The organism is Bradyrhizobium monzae, from assembly GCF_021458635.1.
In the GTDB taxonomy this organism is placed as follows: domain Bacteria; phylum Pseudomonadota; class Alphaproteobacteria; order Rhizobiales; family Xanthobacteraceae; genus Bradyrhizobium.
Genome location: NZ_JAIRDQ010000002.1, coordinates 833,066 through 852,903, shown reverse-complemented (window position 1 = coordinate 852,903; position 19,838 = coordinate 833,066). Strand labels below are relative to the sequence as shown.

At 64.2% G+C, this 19,838-nt stretch carries 15 protein-coding genes; 6 read left to right on the top strand and 9 right to left on the bottom strand.

Annotation, left to right across the window (positions count from 1 at the left end; genetic code table 11):
- Window positions 1-114: 114 nt before the first annotated feature.
- The 4 genes from K3F49_RS13010 to K3F49_RS12995 all read right to left on the bottom strand — a co-directional run bounded on the left by K3F49_RS13010 (window position 115) and on the right by K3F49_RS12995 (window position 4,057).
- A complete protein-coding gene (locus K3F49_RS13010; protein WP_234681309.1) occupies window positions 115-444 on the bottom strand; it encodes a cupredoxin domain-containing protein in 330 nt (109 codons plus the stop codon).
- Window positions 445-457: 13 nt separating this feature from the next.
- Window positions 458-1,402 (bottom strand): metallophosphoesterase family protein, encoded by a 945-nt coding sequence (locus tag K3F49_RS13005; protein WP_234681308.1) that lies wholly within the window; start codon window positions 1,400-1,402, stop codon window positions 458-460.
- 96 nt (window positions 1,403-1,498) lie between these two features.
- Complete coding sequence (locus tag K3F49_RS13000) at window positions 1,499-2,425, bottom strand: alpha/beta fold hydrolase (protein WP_234681307.1); 927 nt, start codon at window positions 2,423-2,425, stop codon at window positions 1,499-1,501.
- Window positions 2,426-2,437: 12 nt separating this feature from the next.
- A complete protein-coding gene (locus K3F49_RS12995; RefSeq protein ID WP_234681306.1) occupies window positions 2,438-4,057 on the bottom strand; it encodes a GMC family oxidoreductase in 1,620 nt (539 codons plus the stop codon).
- A gap of 174 nt (window positions 4,058-4,231) precedes the next feature.
- On the opposite strand from K3F49_RS12995, the gene K3F49_RS12990 reads away from it, so the two are divergent.
- The gene (locus K3F49_RS12990; protein WP_234681305.1) at window positions 4,232-5,404 is read left to right on the top strand and encodes a M20 aminoacylase family protein; all 1,173 of its coding nucleotides are present in this window, start codon (window positions 4,232-4,234) and stop codon (window positions 5,402-5,404) included.
- 75 nt (window positions 5,405-5,479) lie between these two features.
- Here the strand turns inward: K3F49_RS12990 and K3F49_RS12985 are convergent, their stop codons facing one another.
- From K3F49_RS12985 to K3F49_RS12975, 3 genes are all read right to left on the bottom strand, one after another.
- Window positions 5,480-7,102 (bottom strand): inorganic phosphate transporter, encoded by a 1,623-nt coding sequence (locus tag K3F49_RS12985; RefSeq protein ID WP_234681304.1) that lies wholly within the window; start codon window positions 7,100-7,102, stop codon window positions 5,480-5,482.
- A gap of 124 nt (window positions 7,103-7,226) precedes the next feature.
- The gene (locus K3F49_RS12980; protein ID WP_234681303.1) at window positions 7,227-8,669 is read right to left on the bottom strand and encodes a UdgX family uracil-DNA binding protein; all 1,443 of its coding nucleotides are present in this window, start codon (window positions 8,667-8,669) and stop codon (window positions 7,227-7,229) included.
- On the bottom strand, window positions 8,669-9,904 hold the full coding sequence (locus tag K3F49_RS12975; protein WP_234681302.1) for a putative DNA modification/repair radical SAM protein: 1,236 nt from the start codon (window positions 9,902-9,904) through the stop codon (window positions 8,669-8,671). Before K3F49_RS12975 ends, K3F49_RS12980 begins: the two co-directional genes overlap by 1 nt.
- Window positions 9,905-10,067: 163 nt before the next feature.
- Here K3F49_RS12975 and K3F49_RS12970 point away from each other — a divergent pair, with 163 nt between their 5' ends.
- Genes K3F49_RS12970 through K3F49_RS12960 form a run of 3 tightly spaced genes read left to right on the top strand, consistent with a single transcriptional unit; the run spans window position 10,068 to window position 15,734 of the window.
- Window positions 10,068-10,868 (top strand): ImuA family protein, encoded by an 801-nt coding sequence (locus K3F49_RS12970; protein WP_234681301.1) that lies wholly within the window; start codon window positions 10,068-10,070, stop codon window positions 10,866-10,868.
- Entirely contained in the window at window positions 10,771-12,357 is a 1,587-nt protein-coding gene (locus K3F49_RS12965) for a Y-family DNA polymerase (protein WP_234681300.1), read from the top strand. Before K3F49_RS12970 ends, K3F49_RS12965 begins: the two co-directional genes overlap by 98 nt.
- On the top strand, window positions 12,354-15,734 hold the full coding sequence (locus K3F49_RS12960; RefSeq protein ID WP_234681299.1) for an error-prone DNA polymerase: 3,381 nt from the start codon (window positions 12,354-12,356) through the stop codon (window positions 15,732-15,734). The genes K3F49_RS12965 and K3F49_RS12960 overlap by 4 nt, the downstream gene beginning before the upstream one ends.
- Window positions 15,735-15,855: 121 nt before the next feature.
- Here K3F49_RS12960 and K3F49_RS12955 read toward each other — a convergent pair whose 3' ends face one another.
- Both K3F49_RS12955 and K3F49_RS12950 read right to left on the bottom strand, forming a co-directional pair.
- Window positions 15,856-16,626, bottom strand: a complete 771-nt coding sequence (locus K3F49_RS12955; protein WP_234681298.1) for an SDR family NAD(P)-dependent oxidoreductase — start codon at window positions 16,624-16,626, stop codon at window positions 15,856-15,858.
- A gap of 66 nt (window positions 16,627-16,692) precedes the next feature.
- On the bottom strand, window positions 16,693-16,980 hold the full coding sequence (locus K3F49_RS12950; RefSeq protein ID WP_234681297.1) for a hypothetical protein: 288 nt from the start codon (window positions 16,978-16,980) through the stop codon (window positions 16,693-16,695).
- Between the two features lie 55 nt (window positions 16,981-17,035).
- Here K3F49_RS12950 and K3F49_RS12945 point away from each other — a divergent pair, with 55 nt between their 5' ends.
- Both K3F49_RS12945 and K3F49_RS12940 read left to right on the top strand, forming a co-directional pair.
- A complete protein-coding gene (locus K3F49_RS12945; protein ID WP_234681296.1) occupies window positions 17,036-18,436 on the top strand; it encodes a CoA transferase in 1,401 nt (466 codons plus the stop codon).
- Window positions 18,437-18,581: 145 nt separating this feature from the next.
- On the top strand, window positions 18,582-19,826 hold the full coding sequence (locus K3F49_RS12940; protein ID WP_234681295.1) for an efflux RND transporter periplasmic adaptor subunit: 1,245 nt from the start codon (window positions 18,582-18,584) through the stop codon (window positions 19,824-19,826).
- Window positions 19,827-19,838: the final 12 nt, after the last annotated feature.

The window sequence follows — 19,838 nt, the reverse complement described above, 5'->3', positions numbered from 1 at the left end:
GTTTCGTACGTCGTTGCGTGCTTCGTGTCGGTGTTGGGTTTGACCGAAGGCACGCGAGCCCGGCCGGCGTGGGACCACCGGCCGGGCAAGACAGAGATGCCTTGGTTGGAGACGTTACTCAACCTTGATCATCCCGGTCATGTGCGGGTGCAACGAACAAAAATACTTGTAGTCGCCCGCATTGGTGAAGGTGAACGTGAACTTGTCGTCGGTGTCCAGGGTCTTGGACCTGAACTTGCCGGCGGACACCACGGTGTGGGGGATGTCGTCCCGGTTGGTCCAGGTCACGGTCGTGCCGACCTTGATCTTGAGTTCCGGCGGCTGGAAGACGAAATTGTCGATATGCACCTCCATGTTGGTGTCGTCGGCACGAGCGGTCGTGACGGGTAGCAGGATGGCCGCGGCCACAGCGACCCCGAAGTCGCGGCGATTGAGTGTCTTCATTGTCAGCTTCCGTTCAACCCTGCAGCGGCGTGTCGATGATCGCGAGCCGCTGCTCGTTCTGCTTGAAGTTGATGCTGGCGACCCCGAGCATCGAACGGAGCTTGGCGTCCTCGACCTTCATTGGTCCGGGCGAGGCGGCGGTGCCCGGCGCCGGCTGCGGGAAGGCGGTCGAGCGCGCGGTGTGGAAGGTGACGTTGCCCTCGACCTTCTGCATCACCTGGTGGATGTGGCCGTTCAGTACCGTGACCGAGCCGAAACCCTTGACGTATTCGAGCGCGCGACCGCCGTCCTCGGTGCCCCAGCCCCATTCCGGATAGACGGTCCAGAGCGGAATGTGCGCAAACAGAACGACAGGCGTGGATTTCGACTTGCCGCGGAGGTCGTCTTCGAGCCAGGCGAGCTGCTCGGCGCCGAGATTGCCGAGACCGCCGCCCTTGAGGTCGACGACGTTGACGAGACCGACGAAGTGCACGCCGCCGGCGTCAAACGAGTACCAGCCCGCACCCTTGGTGCCGCGGCCGTAGCGATCGCGATAAAACTTCACTTCCTCGTCGAGGAAGTCGTGCTCGCCGGGCACGTAGTGCACGTCCAGCTTGGACTGCGAGATGATGCGATCGGCGTTGTCGAACTCGGAGGCTTTCGACAGATGGGTGATGTCGCCGGTGTGGATCATGAACGATGGCTTGACCGGCATCGCATTGATCTTGTTGACGGCTTCCTCCAGCGTACCCAGCGCATTGGGGTTGGCCGGCTTGTCGAAGCCGACATGGCTATCGCTGATCTGGAGGAAGGTCATGCCGGGCGCGGTGGCGGTTGCGGCCTCTGCGGAATCGATGATGCCGAGCGAGCGCGGCACGCCGCCCGTGATGGTCCAGAGCACCCCGGTGCCGGCCCAAGTCATGCATTCCAGCACCTTGCGGCGGCTGACGCCGTCTTCCCCGTGATCGTGTCCGCTCATCGCACGTCTCCTTTTGCCCGGAATTGGGCGTCGAGGAGGTGATCAGGGGAGGGGTGGGTTTATTCCTGGAGGCGATGACGTTTTCGTGAGGTGGGATCACACACGCCGTTTGAGCCCGTGGGGACATGAGCGGGGATCTACGCAGAAAATTCCCGGACCGCCTGCAGCACGAGGGGCGGGGGCTTCCTGCGCCACACAGTGGCCGGCGCCTTCGAAAGCAAGGGTCCGGGCCTGCGGGATGAGCGCCACGGCGCGCGCCGCCATCTCCTTATAGACCAGCCCCGAGGTCTCGGCGGCGGTCACCATCACGGGGCATTCGATCTCCCCGAACCAGGCGAACGGATTGCCGCGCGCGTCGCCGACGTAAACCTGCTCCATCGCCTCATAGATCGGACGCAGCATCGCCGACTCGATCTCAGGCGTGCAGCAAAGCCGCACCCGGCCATTGTCGAGTGGCGCAAAGCCGTGCCGCACATAGGCCCAGAGCGAAGCCTCGGTCCAATCCGCAAAAGCGGGCGCGGCACGGTAGCGCTTGAAGACGGCGTCGTGACTGTCGAACTCCGCCTGCCGGCGCAGCGCGCCCTGCACGCGGGACAGCGATTGTTCGCTCAATCCCACGGATGGATCGCGTGCCGCGTGTGGGCTCATCACGGTCGGCTCCATCACGAACAGGCGTGTGAAACATCCCGGCAGCAGCTTCGCTGCCAACAGCAGATCGGTCGCTCCTGCGCTGTGGCCGATGCCGTAGACGTCGCGCAAGCCCAGCGCATCGATCACCCGGCAGATGTCGTCGGCATAGTCCGCAAAGTGATAGGTGCGGGGCTTGTGGCTGGCGCCATGGCCGCGGCGATCGAGCCCATAGACGGTGTAGGTCGATGCGAGGTCGCGCGCGACCTCGTTCCAGACGTCGGCGACGAAGCCGGTGCCGTGCACGAGCAGAGCGGGTGGCTTGCCGCTCTCGCCCCACCGCAACATGGCGATCTCTGCGCCGGCCGGGCCGATGGAAAAGCGCTGACTGATCATGGTGATTGGATGCTACTTCGCATCCTCCATGATCATCGCAGCGCCCTTCTCGGCGATCATCGCGGTCGGGGTGTTGGTATTGCCCGAGGTGATCGTCGGCATGATCGAGGCATCGATGATGCGAAGGCCGCTGAGGCCATAGAAGCGCAGGCGCTCGTCGACCACGGCCATGGGATCGCTCACCGAGCCCATTTTCGCCGTGCCGACGGGATGGAAGATGGTGGTGCCGATATCCCCGGCGGCTTTTGCCAACGAGGCATCGTCATCGCCGACGGTGGGGCCGGGCAGGTATTCGCTCGGACGATATTTTGCCAGCGCCTTCTGCTGCATCAGGCGGCGCGTGGTGCGGATGGCGTCGGCGCCAACCCGGCGGTCGTCATCGGTCGACAGATAGTTCGGCGCGATGATCGGCTTTTCGTCCGGCGTCGCCGAGCGCAGCCGCACAGTGCCGCGCGAGGTCGGCTGGAGGTTGCAGGCGCTCACCGTGATCGCCGGGAAGCGATGCAGGGGATCGCCGAACTTGTCGAGCGACAGCGGCTGCACGTGGAACTGGATGTTGGCGCGCGCGCGTGTCGCGTCGGAACGTGTGAAAATGCCGAGCTGCGACGGCGCCATGGTCAGCGGGCCGCGGCGGCGGAAGGCGTAGTCGAGCCCCATCAGGCCGCGGCGGAACAGGTTGTAATAGGTCTCGTTCAGCGTCCGCACGCCCTCGACCTTGTAGATCGCGCGCTGCTGGAGATGGTCCTGCAGATTGCGCCCGACGCCGGGCTTGTCCATCACGATGTCGATGCCGAGCGGCGACAGCCAGTCGGCGGGCCCGATACCGGAGCGATGCAGCACCTGCACCGAGCCGATCGAGCCTGCCGAGAGAACCACCTCGCGCTTTGCACGCGCCTCGATGATCTCGCCCTTCTGGATGAAGCGCACACCGACGGCGCGGCCCTGCTCGATGATCAGGCGGTCGACCAGCACGTTCTTCTCGAGCCGCAGGTTCGGCCGGTTCAACGCCGGCTTGAGGAAGCCGCGCGCCGACGACCAGCGCCGGCCGCGCTTCTGGTTGACGTGGAAATAGCTCGTGCCTTCGTTGTCGCCGGTGTTGAAATCCGGGATGCGCTTGATGCCCATTTCCTCGGCAGCATCACCAACGGCATCGAGAACGTCCCAGGACAGCCGCGGCGCCTCGATGCGCCAGCCGCCGCCGGCGCCGTGATGCTCGCTTGCGCCCAGGAAGTGATCCTCGAGCCGCCGGAACAGCGGCAGCACGTCATCATAGCCCCAGCCGGTCATGCCGAGCTGGCGCCAGTGATCGTAATCGGCGGCCTGGCCGCGCATCGAGATCATGGCGTTGATCGCGGAAGAGCCGCCGATCACCCTGCCGCGGGGATAGGCGAGCGCGCGGCCGTTCAGCCCCGGCTCGGCCTCGGTCTTGAACATCCAGTCCGAGCGCGGATTGCCGATCGCGAAGAGATAGCCGACCGGAATATGGAACCAGATCCAATTGTCATCCCCACCGGCCTCGATAATGAGGACGCGGTTTTTGGGCTCGGCCGACAGCCGGTTGGCAACGATGCAGCCGGCCGTGCCGGCGCCCACGACAATGTAGTCAAACTCACCTTCGAGCCGCCTTGGCATTCTGCTTCCACCCGGATGATCTCTAAACGTTCCATCCTAATAGGCAGACGAAGACGACCGGGACAAGTCCGGCCATGCCGCATGGGCAGAGCTAGACCCGATTGCCGGCAGTTGGGTGGACTGGTGGTTGCATGGTAGACAGGCCTGCAATTTCAACAAAGCTCGAGTCCCTCCATGCCCATCGTGAATCGCGTCGCCGACCTTCAACCCGATATCCAGGCCTGGCGGCGGGACATCCACCAACACCCCGAGCTGCTGTATGATGTCCACCGCACCGCAGCATTCGTCGCGGATCGCCTGCGCGAGTTCGGTTGCGACGAGGTCGTGACCGGCATCGGCCAGACCGGCGTGGTGGGCGTGATCAAGGGCAACAAGCCGGCCGGCGAGGGGCTCAAGGTGATCGGCATGCGGGCCGACATGGACGCGCTGCCTGTCGACGAGCAGACCAACCTGTCCTACGCCTCCAAAACTCCTGGCAAGATGCACGCCTGCGGCCATGACGGCCACACCGCGATGCTGCTCGGCGCGGCGCGCTATCTCGCCGAGACCCGCAACTTCGCCGGCGACGCCGTCGTGATCTTCCAGCCGGCCGAGGAAGGCGGCGCCGGTGGCGCGGCCATGGTCAACGACGGCATGATGGAGCGCTTCGGCATCGAGCAGGTCTACGGCATGCACAACGGCCCCGGCATTCCGATCGGCTCGTTCGCGATCCGGCCCGGCCCGATCATGGCGGCGACCGACGAGGTCGATATCATGATCGAGGGCCTCGGCGGCCACGCCGCGCGTCCGCACAAATGTGTCGATTCCGTTCTGGTCGGCGCACAGCTGATTACCGCGTTGCAGTCGATCGTCGCGCGCAGCGTCGATCCCCTGGAATCGGCCGTGATCTCGATCTGCGAATTCCACGCCGGCAACGCCCGCAACGTCATCCCACAAACCGCCACGCTGCGGGGCACCATCCGCACGCTGACGCCGGAAGTGCGCAAGCTGGTCGAAAAGCGCGTGCGTGAAGTCGTGGCGGGCGTGGCGCAGATCACGGGCGCGAAGATCGATTTGCACTACAAGCGCAACTATCCCGTGGTGAACAATCACGCCGCGGAGACCGAGGTGGCGTCGCGGATTGCCAAACAGGTCGCGGGCGATTCCAATGTGCTCGAGATGTCGCCGCTGATGGGCGGCGAGGACTTTGCCTACATGCTGGAAGCGCGTCCCGGCGCGTTCATCTTCTGCGGCAACGGCGACAGCGCCGGCCTGCATCACCCCGCCTACAATTTCAACGACGCGGCGATCGTGTTCGGCACCTCGTACTGGGTCAAGCTGGTCGAGGAACAGCTCGCGGCGTCCTAAGCCAAAGACGCAGGCAGGAATGAAAAAGGGCCCGTGCGTCCCACGGGCCCTTTGACGTTTGCAAGCGGCGGTCTCTCAGAAGAGGTGAGAGAACAGATAATACAACGTGCCCGAGATGATCATCGCGGCGGGCAGGGTCAGCACCCAGGCCATCGCGATGTTGCGGATCGTGGCCCATTGCAGACCCGAGCCGTTGGCGGCCATCGTTCCGGCGATGCCGGACGACAGCACGTGAGTGGTCGACACCGGCAGGCCGTAGATGTCGGCGGCGGCGATGGTGGCGGCCGCAGTGATCTCGGCGCATGCGCCCTGTGCGTAGGTCAGGTGCGTCTTGCCGATCTTTTCGCCGACGGTGACGACGATGCGCTTCCAGCCGACCATGGTGCCGAGGCCAAGCGCGATGGCGACCGCGATCTTCACCCAGCCGGGGATGAACTTCGTGGCGCTGTCGAGCGAGCCCTTGTAGGCGTTGAGCACGGCGACGTCGTCGGCGCTGAGCTCGGCTTCCTTGTCCTTCATCAGGAAGCGGAGCGCTTCCGAGACGAGGTACATGTCGTTGCGGGTGTTGCCGACGAGGTCGGCCGGCACCTTGGCAAGCGAACCGTAGGTCGTCACCTGCTTGGCGATGTCGCGCACGAGCACGGCGAGCGACGGGAACGTGCCGCCGTTGACCTCATGCTGCGCGACATAGTTGGTCACGGCGGGCCGTGGATTGCCGATCACGCTGTAGCCGGCGGCCTTGCCTTCGATGATCTTGCTGGCGGCGTCCGAGTTCTGGATGAACGCAGCGATCTGGCTCTCCGGCAGCGCGCGGTTGAGCGCGTAGGCGGTCGGCACGGTGCCGATCAGGATCAGCATGATCAGGCCCATGCCCTTCTGACCGTCATTGGAACCGTGGAAGAAGCTCACCAGCGTGCAGGTGAGGACCAGGATGCCGCGGATCCACAGCGGTGGCGGCTGGTCGCCCTTCGGCTCGCCGAACAGGGCCGGCGTGGCGCGCAGCAGCGCGGTGCGCAGGATCAGCAGCAGGCCGGCGGCAAGGGCAAAGCCGAACAGCGGCGAGAGCAGCAGCGCCTTGCCGATATTGGTGGCCTGGGACCAGTCGACGCCCGAGGTGCCGCTGCGGCCGTGCAGGATTGCGTTCATGATGCCGACGCCCATGATCGAGCCGATCAGGGTGTGCGAGCTCGAGGCCGGCAGGCCGAAATACCAGGTGCCGACGTTCCAGATGATGGCGGAGATCAAGAGCGCGAACACCATCGCGAAGCCTGCGCTGGAGCCGACCTGGAGGATCAGCTCGACCGGCAGCAACGAGACGATACCGAACGCGACTGCACCCGAGGACAGCAGCACGCCGAACAGGTTGAACATGCCGGACCACACCACGGCGACGTGGGCGGGCAGCGAGCGGGTGTAGATCACGGTCGCGACCGCGTTGGCGGTGTCGTGGAAGCCGTTCACGAACTCGAAGCCGAGTGCGATCAGAAGCGCGACGAAGAGCAGGAGGAAGGGAGCGAGGCTCTTGACCTGCGCGCCGGCAGCATCGACGTCGACCCAGATGCTGTAGGCGACGAAGAGCAGTGCGGCGGCGATCACCCCCATGTAGATCACGCCGGTGAGCGGGTGGAATCCGCGATTAAGGTCTGGCCCCTTACTCAAGGCCGGCTCGATGGAGCCTGGCAAAGCAACGTCACTCATTGGAAATTCTCCTGTCCCAAGGCCCCGATCTTGCGCGCGGCATGTGACAGGCGGTTGAAATGGCCGGCAGGCAATTGAAATGACGGCGCTTATCAACGCTCTGTTGCTGTGCGTGACAGCCGTCTCAGGCGGCGTGGGCGGACTTCTTCTGCAAGCCGGCAGCGATCGTCAGGTCTTCGACAAAGCGCTGATATTCCAGCACCTTCGCTTCCGGATCGGGCAGCCGCAGCAGATAGGACGGATGCACCGTCACCAGAGCCTTGCGTCCGTCGGGGAGGTCTATGAGCCGGCCGCGAGTCTTGCCGATGGGCGTGATCTTGCCGAACACGCTTTGCGCGGCGGTGGCGCCCATCGCCACGATGAGCTCGGGCTGGATTGCCGAAACTTCCCGCTCATACCACTGCCGGCACGCTTTGATCTCCGGCGTTGCCGGTTTCTGGTGCAGGCGGATCTTTCCGCGGGGCACGAATTTGAAATGCTTCACCGCGTTGGTGACGTAGACCTTCTTGCGATCGACGCCGGCTTCCGCGAGCGCACGGTCGAGCATCTGGCCGGCCGGGCCGACGAAGGGATGGCCCGCGAGGTCTTCCTTGTCGCCGGGTTGCTCGCCGACCAGCATGATGGTCGCGTCTTTCGGGCCTTCGCCGAACACGGTCTGCGTCGCGTCCTTGTAGAGCGGGCAGGCACGGCAATGCGCGGCCTCCTCGCGGAGCGCGTCGAGATCGTTGACGGCAGTCTTGCGTGACATCGGAGCCTCCGGCCGCTTCTGGGGCTTGTGCGGATCGGTTGCGGCATTGGCGATCATGGCGCCGGTCATGCGCTCGGCGTCCTCGATCAGAGGTTTAATGATCGAAGCCTCGGGCAGGTTCCTCCAGTATTTCTTCGGCATCTCCGTCTGCATTGCCTTCACCTTCAACCGCGCCGGATTGAAGATGCTGGCGTAGTAACGCCGCCAGGTTTCCTCCAGCCGGTCTTCACCTGGTGCCTCGCTCTTGCTCACGCCCGGCGTGAACGACAGCGCGTGGCCATCCCAATGCGCGCAGAGATCCGGCGTCAGGATCGACCAGGGCATGTCGGCAAAGCGCTTGGCGAAGAACGGCGCGGCGAGCTCGACGATGTGATGCTCCGGCTCGAACCAGGCGACGTAATGCGCGGCGCGTTCGCGGCCGATCTCGCGGAAGCGCACGAAGGCGTGCATCTTGTGCTCGTCGCGATGGACCGCTCTTGCCATCGCCGTCACTAACGTGATGTCAGGATCGGTCGCGACCTCGATGAGATCGTGATTGTTCCTCAATCGCCATAGCAAGCGATAGAGGATCGCAAAGCGCTCGGGATCGCGATGCAGGATGGCGGACTGGGCGAGGTCGACGAATTTGCCTGATACGTTGAAGGTGCCGTCGTTCACCTCGAGGATCGGCGATGGCGCGGGCGGCGCGAACAACTCGGCTTCGCCGCCTTGCACGGCCCAGCTGACATCGGTGGGCTTCACATGATGAAGCACGAGCGTGCGGGCGGCTTTGCGCCAGCCGTCGAAATCGGTTTCGGTGTCGAGGGTGATGTACTGCATCAGAAGCCAAACCCCAGTTGCGTTGCTTTCGGCTTGAACCGTTCGATCAGCCTGGCAGCATCGAGATGCTGCGGCGTCGGCCGGTGATCGCTGAGCACGATGAACGGCAGCGCCTTGTTGCGGGGCACGTGCAGCCGCGCCAGATCGCAGAGACGGATCGTGGTGGTGCGCCGCGTGGCGATGATGCGCTCGACCGCCTTGGTGCCGAAGCCCGGCACGCGCAGCAGCTCCTCGCGGCTGGCGCGGTTGACGTCGAGTGGAAAACGGTCGCGGTGGCGCAGCGCCCAGGCGAGCTTTGGATCGATGTCGAGCGGCAGCATGGCGCTGTCGTCGACGATCTCGCCGACGTCAAAGCCGTAGAACCGCATCAGCCAGTCGGCCTGGTAGAGCCGGTGCTCGCGCAGCAAGGGCGGCTGTACCAGCGGCAATGCGCGGCTGGCATCGGGGATCGGGCTGAACGCGGAGTAATAAACGCGCCGCAGCCGGTATGAGCCGTAGAGATTGGCGCTGGTGTGCAGGATGGTGTGATCGTTCGCACTATCTGCGCCGACGATCATCTGCGTGCTTTGGCCGGCCGGCGCGAAACGCTGCGGTTTTGTCTTCATCTTTGTGCTGCGGCCTTCCTCCGCTTCATCGAGCTTCAACCGCAGCCGGCCCATGGTGCGGCGGATAGCGCGCACGTCCTTCTCCGGCGCGAATTGCTGCAGGCTGGTCTCCTCGGGCATCTCGATGTTGATGGAGAGACGGTCGGCATATTTGCCGGCTTCCGCGATCAGCGCGTCGTCGGCCTCCGGAATGGTCTTGAGGTGGATGTAGCCGCGGAAGTGATGCTCCTCGCGCAGTTTTCGCGCGACGCTGATCACTTGCTCCATCGTGTAGTCGGGGCTGCGAATGATGCCGGAGGAAAGGAACAGTCCCTCGATGTAATTGCGCCGGTAGAAGTCGAGCGTCAGCTTGACCACCTCGTCGATGGTGAAGCGGGCGCGCGGCACGTTGGAGGAGGCGCGGTTGACGCAATAGAGGCAGTCGTAATTGCAGGCGTTGGTGAGCAGCACCTTGAGCAGCGAGATGCAGCGTCCGTCCGGCGCGTAGGAATGGCAGATGCCCATGCCGGGCGCGGTCGAGCCCATGCCCTTGCCGTCGCTGGAATCCCGCTTCTCGGTGCCGCTGGAGGCGCACGACGCGTCGTATTTGGCGGCATCGGCCAGAATCTCCAGCTTGCGTTGTACGTCCATCCCGGAATCCCTTTGATTCATTTGATGAATCCGGATGAGCACCAATTCGATTGACTCACCGGCCGCCGTTAGCTTTATATTAGAACATATCATGAACAAATGAGCCAGCCGCAGGTTCTTATTTTTGAGAATCTCGGCAATCACCCCTGAAGGAGCGGCGAGCATGAGCGGCGCACGCACGAGCGCGCTTGCGACCTTGCGCAGCCAGATCGAACGGATCGAGACGGCGGAGGTCGTGCATCATCGCGACCGCGTCGCGCTCGGCCACGGCGAGGTGGACCGTGCGCTGAAAGGCGGGCTCGCACGCGCGGCGATCCACGAGGTGTTTTGCGAGGGGCGTCAGGGCGCGGCCGCGACGGGCTTTGTCTCCGGGCTTGCAGGCCGCGTCACGGTGCGCCGGCCGCTGCTGTGGGTGCGGCAGGATTTTTCGGAACTTGAAACCGGCGCGCTCTCGATGAGCGGGCTCGCCGAGCTCGGCCTCGATCCGCGCCGCGTGGTGATGGTGCGTGCGGCTGACGTGGAGAGCGCGCTGCGCACCTCGGCCGATGCGCTCGCCTGCGATGCGCTCGGCGCCGTCGTGCTCGAGCTTTGGGGCGAAACCAGGCAGTTCGATCTGGTGGCGAGCCGCAAGCTGACGCTGGCCGCGCAATCGTCCGGCGTCACCGGTCTGTTGTTGCGGATGGCGGCGCAGCCGCTGCCCTCGACTGCGGAGACGCGATGGATGCTGCGCGCCGCGCATTCGCCGCCGGGCGCAGCTTCAATGCCTGCGGCGCCGTGGAGTGCCTGGGGCGCGCCGCGCTTCGATGTCGAGCTGTTGCGCAATCGTCATGGCCCGTGTGGCCGGTGGATCATGGAATGGAAGTGTCATGAGTGCCAGTTCTCTGAACCGTCGGCGTATCCTCAGCCTGTGGCTGCCGCGCCTGCCCATCGACCGGATCCAGCGGTTCTTCGGCGCGCTGGGTAAAGCCAATGATCCCAGCATTGTCGTCATCAAAGACAACAACGCGCTGGTCATCCATGCGCTGGATGAAGCTGCCGAGCGCCTCGGCCTGCACATCGGCCAGCCTCTGGCCAATGCACGAGCGATGTGCCCGGATTTAAAAGTGTTCGACGCCGATGTCATGGCCGATGCGAAGACGCTCAGCGATATTGCCGACTGGTGCGACCGCTTCACGCCGCTGGTGGCGCTCGATCCGCCGCACGGGCTGTTCCTCGACATCACCGGCTGCGCGCATCTGTTCGGCGGCGAGGCTGCATTGTTGCAGACGCTGGTTCGCGCGCTCGCGCGCCAGGGCTTTGCCGTCGGCGCCGCGATCGCCAGCACCTCGGTCTGCGCGCGCACGCTGACGCGGCAGACCCCTGGCGTTATTGTTGCCGACGGCGGGGAGGCGGCGGCGATCGACCGGTTTCCGGTGTCCGCGCTTGGTGCGGACGAGACGATCACCACCGGTCTGCGCCGGGCCGGGCTGAAGACGATCGGCGATGTCGCCTCGCGCACGCCGAGCGAAATCACGGCGCGGTTCGGCGCGCGGTTCTCCACGCTGCTCGCGCATGCGCTGGGACATGGCGATGCGCCGATCAATCCGCGAAAACCGCTGCCCGACTACATCGTCGAAAAGCGCTTCGCCGAGCCGATCGCGACCGACACCATGATCGCGATGACGCTGTCGCGGCTGGCCGACACGCTGATCGCCTCCATGGAGAAGCAGGGCAAGGGTGCACGACGCCTGGAAGCCGCGTTCTTCCGCACCGATGGCGTGGTGCGCGCGATCATGGTCGAGACCGGGCGTCCCGTGACGCGAAGTGCTGTGATCGATCGGCTGTTCCGCGAGCGTCTCGATGCGCTCGCCGATCCCCTCGATCCCGGCTTCGGCTTCGACATGGTGCGCCTGTCGGCAAGCCGCACCGAGATCGTGGTGCAGGAGCAGCGCGATCTCGACGCTCATGTCCATGACAATGACGAACTCGCCGCGCTGATCGACCGCATCGCCGCGCGCATCGGCGGAAAACGCGTCGTCGTGCATCTGCCGCAGGACACTCATATTCCCGAGCAGGCGGTGCTGGCCGCGCCAGCGCAGCATCATCTCGCCGCCGCCATGCAGGCCGAATGGCCGGCGCGCGCCGAGAGCGAGCCGCCACTGCGTCCCCTGCGGCTGTTCGACAAACCGGAGCCGGTCACGGTGCCGTTCGCGACCGTGCCTGATGGCCCGCCGCATCAATTCACCTGGCGGCGCGCCAAACATGCGGTGGTGCGGGTGGAAGGACCCGAACGCATCGCGATGGAATGGTGGCGGCAGGACGGCAAGCAGCTGACGCGGGATTATTTCCGCATCGAGGATGCGGAGGGCCTGCGCTTCTGGATCTTTCGCGATGGTCTTTACGAGGGGGAGGTGTTTGACGCCGAAGGCAAGCCCGCTTCTCCCGGTTGGTATGTGCACGGTCTCTTCGCATGAATACGCCTGCTTATGCCGAGATCGGCATCACCACGAACTTCTCCTTCCTGCGCGGCGGCTCGGACCCGCGCTCCTATGTGCATCAAGCCAGCAAGCTCGGCATTCCCGTGATCGGCATCGCCGATCACAACACGCTGGCCGGCGTGGTGCGGGCCTGGAACGAGCTCGACAATGACAAGGTGCTGCACAAGCCAAAGCTCCTGATCGGCGCGCGTATCGTCTTCGTCGACGGCACGCCCGACATTTTCGTCTATCCGCGCGACCGCGCCGCCTATGGCCGGCTGTGCCAGCTCCTCACCAGAGGCAAACGCGGCGACGACATCACGCGGATCGAGAAGGGCGAATGCCGTCTCAGCTTCCCCGATCTTCTGGAGTTTTCGGAAGGTCAGCTCCTGGTCCTGACGCTGCCGCATCGGTTTGAGGATGCGAAAACGCTGGATGTACTTTCACAGCTCAAGGCCAGCCGCGCCGAAGGCGTGTGGCTGGCCGCGAGCCTGGTCTATCGCGGCGACGACCGTCGTCGCCTGGCGCGGCTCGACGATCTTGCCGCAAAAGCAAAAGTGCCGCTGCTCGCGACCAACGAAGTGCTCTATCACGATCCCGGCCGTCGTCCCCTCCAGGACGTGCTGACCTGCATCCGGGAAAAGACCACGATCGAGGCGGTCGGACGCAAGCTGGAAGCCAATGCCGAGCGCTTTCTGAAGACGCCCCGCGAAATGGTGCGGCTGTTTCGCGATTTTCCCGAGGCGATCGCGGAGACCATGCGCTTTGCCGACAGGATCGACTTCACGCTCGACCAGCTCAAATACCAATATCCGGACGAGCCGGTGCCGCCGGGCAAGACCGCGCAAGGGCATCTGGAGGATCTGACCTGGGCGGGCGTCGATAAGTATTTTGGTGGCATAACCAAGATCGACGCGAAGCTTCGCGCGACCTTGGAGAAAGAGCTCGCGCTGATCGCCGAGCTGAAATACGCACATTATTTCCTCACCGTGCACGACATCGTCCATTACGCGCGAAGCCAGAACATTCTGTGCCAGGGGCGGGGATCGGCGGCGAATTCGGCCGTGTGCTACGTGCTTGGCATCACCTCGGTCGATCCGACCAAGGTCGATCTGCTGTTCGAGCGCTTCATCTCCAAGGAGCGGCTGGAGCCGCCTGATATCGACGTCGATTTCGAGCATTCGCGGCGCGAGGAGGTGATGCAATATGTCTATCGCCGCTATGGTCGCCATCGCGCCGCGATCATCGCCACCATCATTCATTATCGTCCACGCAGCGCCATCCGCGATGTCGGCAAGGCGTTCGGGCTGTCCGAGGACGTCACTGCCGCGCTCGCCGACACGGTCTGGGGCAGCTGGGGCAAGGGCCTCAACGACATGCAGGTCAGGCAGGCCGGGCTCGATCCCAGCAATCCCATGATCAACCTCGCGGTCGAGCTTGCAACCGAATTGATCGAATTCCCGCGCCATCTCTCCCAGCATGTCGGCGGCTATGTGCTGACGCAGGACCGGCTCGACACCTATGTGCCGATCGGCAACGCCGCGATGGACGACCGCACTTTCATCGAATGGGACAAGGACGACGTCGATGCGCTCAACATGATGAAGGTCGACGTACTCGCGCTGGGCATGCTGACCTGCATCCGCAAGTGTTTTGATCTGATCGATCAGCACAAGGGCGAGCGTTGGGTTCTGGCGAGCGTCCCGCAGGACGATCCCAAGGTTTACGACATGCTGTGTGAAGGCGAGTCGCTCGGCGTGTTCCAGGTCGAGAGCCGCGCGCAGATGAACATGCTGCCGCGGTTGAAGCCGCGGACCTTCTACGATCTCGTTATCGAAGTCGCGATCGTGCGTCCGGGGCCGATCCAGGGCGACATGGTGCATCCGTATCTGCGGCGGCGGAACGGTGAGGAGAAGGAAAATTATCCGGCTCCGTCGCCTAAGTATGGAGAGGCAGACGAACTCTATAAGGTGTTGCACAAGACATTAGGGGTGCCCCTATTCCAAGAGCAGGCCATGCGGATCGCGATCGTGGCCGCAGAGTTTACCCCGGAAGAGGCCAACGGATTGCGGAGGGCCATGGCGACGTTTCGCAACGTGGGGACCATAGGAAATTTTGAAGAAAAGATGATCGGCAACATGATTCGCCGAGGCTACGATCCTCAATTCGCCAGAAATTGCTTTGACCAGATCAAGGGCTTTGGTTCCTACGGCTTTCCGGAGAGCCATGCCGCGAGCTTCGCGCAACTCGTCTACATCTCCTCATGGCTGAAATATCATCATCCTGACGCCTTCTGCTGCGGTCTTCTAAACTCGCAGCCGATGGGCTTTTACGCGCCGGCGCAGATCGTCGGCGACGCCCGCAAGAACGGCGTCGAGGTGCGCGAGATCGACGTGTCCTACAGCTTTGCGCAGAACACGCTGGAGAACACCGACAAGAAATATTGCGCCGTACGTCTCGGCTTCCGCCAGATCGACGGCTTCCATTGGCTCGATCCCGATGAGGAGTTCCTCAGAAAGCAGCAAGCGGAGCGCCAGGGCAAGACATATGTCGCGCAGGAAGACTGGGCCGACCGCATCATCAAGGCCCGCGACCGTCAGCGATTCACCTCGCTCGAAGACTTCGCCCGCGACACCCGTCTGCCCAAGCGCGCGCTGATCCTGCTCGCGGATGCCGATGCGTTCCGTTCGCTCGGGCTCGATCGCCGCGAGGCGCTATGGCAGGTGCGGCGGCTGCCCGACGACGTAGTTCTTCCATTGTTCGAGGCGGCCACCGCGCGCGAGCAGCCGGACGAACAGGCGAAACCATTGCCGGTGATGCCGCGTCCCGAGCAGGTCGTCGCCGACTACCAGACCATCCGGCTGTCACTCAAAGGCCACCCGATGGAATTTTTGCGCGAGACGTTTTCGCGCGAGCGGATCGTCGCCTGCAAGGAGATCAGTCATGAGAACGAGCGGCGCCGCGTCCGCTGCGCCGGCGTGGTACTGGTACGGCAGCGGCCTGGCAGTGCCAGCGGCGTGGTGTTCATGACGCTGGAAGACGAAACCGGCATCGCCAATGTCGTGGTGTGGCCCAAGGTCATGGAGCAGTACCGCAAAGAGGTGATGGGCGCGCGCCTGATCCTGGTCGAGGGCTATATCCAGAGCAGCCCCGAGAAGGTGACGCATCTGATCGCCCAGCGCATGATCGACCGCTCGCACGACCTGGTTGGGTTGGCCAATGATGCGCTGAGCCGCAAGCCTCCTGTCCCGGCAGGCGCCGCCGTGGTCGAGCCGCTCAACGAAGACCCCCGCGCCCTCGCGGACATGCCCGCGCAAAAAATCCGCCACCCCCGCAACGTCCGCATCCTGCCGCCGTCGCGGGATTTTCATTGAGAGGGAGTGCGGGATGTCGCCACACCTGTCATTGCGAGCGTAGCGAAGCAATCCAGACTGTCCCCGCGGAAGGATTCTGGATTGCTTCGCTGCGCTCGCAATGACGAGGGGAGAGTACCTTTTAGAAATTCACCCGGTTCGAGATCGCGCCGTCCACGACGAGATTGGAGCCGGTCGTGAACCCTGACACCGGGCTTGCCAGAAACACCGCCGCGCTCGCGATTTCCTGTGGCGTGGCCATGCGTCCCGTCGGATTGCGGCTCATCGCATCCTCGTAACGCTTGGGCATGTTCTGCTCGATCATGTTCCAGACGCCGCCCTTGAAATACACGGTGCCGGGCGACACGACATTCACACGGATCTTCTTCTTTGCGTATTGCCGCGCCAGTCCCTTGGCCATGTGGATCAGCGCCGCCTTGATCGGGCCGTAGGAGCTCGCGACATCGGCTTGCGCCGCCGAGATCGAGGAGATGATGACGAAGGCGGCATCGCCGCTCGTCTCGCCGCTGGTCTCGAGGAATGGCCGCGCGGCGTCGAACGCATGCACGGCGCCGAGCACGTCGAGCCGGAAATTCTGCTCCCATGATGCAGGATCGTGGCCTTGCGCCATGGCGCCGGCATTGGCGAACAGCAGGTCGATGCCGCCGAGCTCCTTTGCCGCGCCCTCGACCCACGCCTTCAACGCCGCGCCGTCGGTGACGTCGACCGTGCCGCCGGTGGCGCGGATGCCGCTGGCCTTCAGCTCAGTAACGGTGGCCGCGATTTGCTCCGCATTGCGCGCGCACACGGCAACATTGCTGCCTTCACCAGCCAGCGTCGCCGCAATTGCCCGCCCGATGCCGCGCGTGCCGCCGAGCACGATGGCGTTTTTCCCTTTGAGACCGAGATCCATTGTTTGGGTTTTCCCTTTTTGTTGGTCGTAACGAGTGTAACCGCGGAGGCGGAGAAAGTCCTCCCCTCACTCCGGCGAAGCCCCCACCGGCGGGCCGCCGGGCGGACGGTGCAGGAAGGTCAGCGAGGCGTAGGCGCCGACCCAGGAGCCGATCGCCGCGAAAGCGACATAGAAGGCGTTTTCGGTGTAGCTGATCACCGCGTAGGAGGAGAGCAGATACCAGACTGCGCTCCAGTTCGCCGCCGGGACGCGCTTGCGCGCAATCACGGCCGACGTGAACATCACATAGACTGCGTCGGTAGCCGCCGTCGCGACGAACACGGCGCCTGCGGTGAGGGGATCGATGGCGGCCATTGCATTTCCTCATGTGCTCATGAATGGTCGCAAAAACTAAGGGAGAGAAGAGGCCATGCAAAGCCCTACCGACATTCTCAGGAACGTCTGGACCTCCGCCGGCGGTGACCTGGCCGCGCTCGCGCGCGTGCGCCTGACCGGCGACGAGCCGCAGATCCCGTCCTCGTTCCGTGTCGCCGTCGCCGGGCAGACGACAATCGCCGCCGCAGGTCTCGCCGCTGCTGAAATCTGGCGGCTGCGCAGCGGCGAGGTGCAGGACGTGACCGTCGACATGCGTCACGCCGTCGTCGAATGCCGTTCCGAGCGCTATCTGCGCCTCGACGACAAGCCACCGCCGCCGGCCTGGGACGCCATCGCCGGCGTCTACAAGACCGGCGACAACCGCTTCGTCCGCTGCCACACCAATTTTCCGCATCACCGCGACGCCGTCTGCAAGGTGCTTGGCTGTGTGCCCGAGCGCGAGAAAGTGCAGGCTGCGCTGATGCAATGGAAGGGCGAGGATTTTGAGGCCGCGGCCTATGCTGCCGGCGGTGTCGTCGCGCTGATGCGTTCCTACGACGAATGGTCGGCGCTGCCGCAGGCGCGCGCGCTCGCCGAGCTGCCGCTGATCTCGATCGAAAAGATCGGCGATGCCGCGCCCAAGCCTTGGCCTGACGGCGATCGCCCGCTCTCTGGTCTTCGCGCGCTCGATCTCTCCCGCGTCATCGCCGGTCCCGTCGCGGGGCGCACGCTCGCAGCGCACGGCGCGGATGTGCTGCTGGTCTCGGGGCCTGAGCTGCCCGCGATTCCGTGGCTCACCATCGATACCGGCCGCGGCAAGCTCACCACCTTCATCGAGCTGAAGAGCGAAGCGGGCCAGGCGCAGATGCGCGCGCTGTTGAAGGACGCCGACATTGTCTCGCAAGGCTATCGCCCGCGGGCGCTCTCGGCCCTCGGCTTCTCGCCGGAGCAGGCCGCCGAGGTCAATCCCGGCATCGTTTACGTCACGCTGTCGGCCTATGGCCATTCGGGTCCTTGGGCCGAACGGCGCGGTTTCGATTCGCTGGTGCAGACCACGACCGGCTTCAACGATGCGGAAGGAAAGGCTGCCGGCATCGACGGTCCCAAGGAATTGCCGGCGCAGATGCTCGACCACGCCACAGGCTATCTGATGGCGTTCGGCGCGATGATGGCCAAGGCGCGCCAGGCCCGTGAAGGCGGCAGTTGGCACGTGCGCGTGTCGCTGGCGCAGACCGGACGCTGGCTGTGGAATCTCGGTCGGCTCGAGGGCGGTCTCAATACCCCGGATATTACGGGCGAAGCTGTACATGCAGCGTTCATGGAGACCGTGTCATCTGGCTTCAGCATGTTGACGGCAGTGCGCCATTCGGCCGTGCTGTCACGGACGCCGGCGCAATGGAGCCGTCCGGCAATGCCTCTCGGCAGCCATCCGCCGCAATGGCCTGCGCAAAGCTGACGTGAAGCTGACGTGTCGCAAAATTTTAACGCAAACCGAAGGACGGCCAGCGTTTTTTAGGTTGTTTGAAATCTCAATTCGGCACTATTAGCGCGATCGATGAGGCAGTTGTCTGCCGAGATCGTCGCAGACATAACCGGGCCCCATGGTAGCTGAAAATACCAAGCGATTGCAGGTGCTTACAAAACGGCGGGTGATCGCATCCGTAGTTTTACTGGCGCTTGCCGGCGCCGGCGCCTACGGCTTCCTGTTTGCGGGCGCCAATGACAAGAAGCACTCCGAAATCTCCAGCCAGTCGCGCAGGAATGCCCAGAATTTTACGCCGACGCCGTCTGAATGGGCGACGCTGACGATCGAGCCGGTCAATGCCAAGGCCTTCCGCGCCGAGTACGTCACCGAAGGCAAGGTCGCGGTGGATGAGGACCGCTCGACGCCGGTGTTCTCGCCCTATGCGGGCCGCGTGACCAAGCTGCTCGCCAAGCCGGGCGAGAGCGTGACCCAAGGTCAACCGCTATTTACAATCGAGGCCGCCGACACCGTGCAGGCCCAGAATGAATTCATCGCGGCGATGACGTCGCAGAACAAGGCAAAGTCGGCGCTCGAGCTCGCCGACATCCAGTACCGGCGCGCCAAGGATCTCTACGAGGGCCGCGCCATTCCGCTCAAGGATTATCAGCAGGCGGAAGCGACCCAGGTCCAGGCGCAGAATGACATGCGCTCTTCGGTGACGGCGCTGGAGGCCGCAAACAACAAGCTGCGCATCCTCGGTTTTACCGACGAGACGATCAAGGCGTTCCAGAGCAAGGGCACTATCAATCCGGAGATCACGATCTATGCGCCGATCTCGGGCACGGTCGTGCAGCGCAAGATCGGCCCCGGCCAATACGTCAATTCCGGTGCCAGCGATCCGGTCTTCGTGATCGGCGATCTCTCCACGGTCTGGCTCACCGCGTTCGTCCGCGAGAGCGACGCTGCCCAGGTCTGCGTCGGGCAGGACATCAGCGTCAACGTGATGGCGCTGCCGGGCCGTCCGCTGACCGCCAAGATCAACTACGTCGCCGCCGCGATCGATTCCAATACCCGCCGTCTGCTGGTCCGCGCCACCATCGACAACAAGGATGGCCTGCTCAAGCCGGAAATGTTTGCCAACGTCACGATCTATTCGGCCGGCGACCGCGCGGCGCCTGCGGTGCCGAAGCAGGCGCTGATCTACGAAGGCGACCAGGTCCGCATCTGGGTCGCGCGCGAGGACAAGTCGGTCGAGCTGCGCCAGATCAAGATCGGCCTCATCAACGGCAACCTCGTCGAGGTGACCAGCAACCTGAAGCCCGGCGAACGGATCGTCGTCAAAGGCAGTCTGTTCATCGACCGCGCGGCGTCCGGCAGCTGATCGACGACCCAA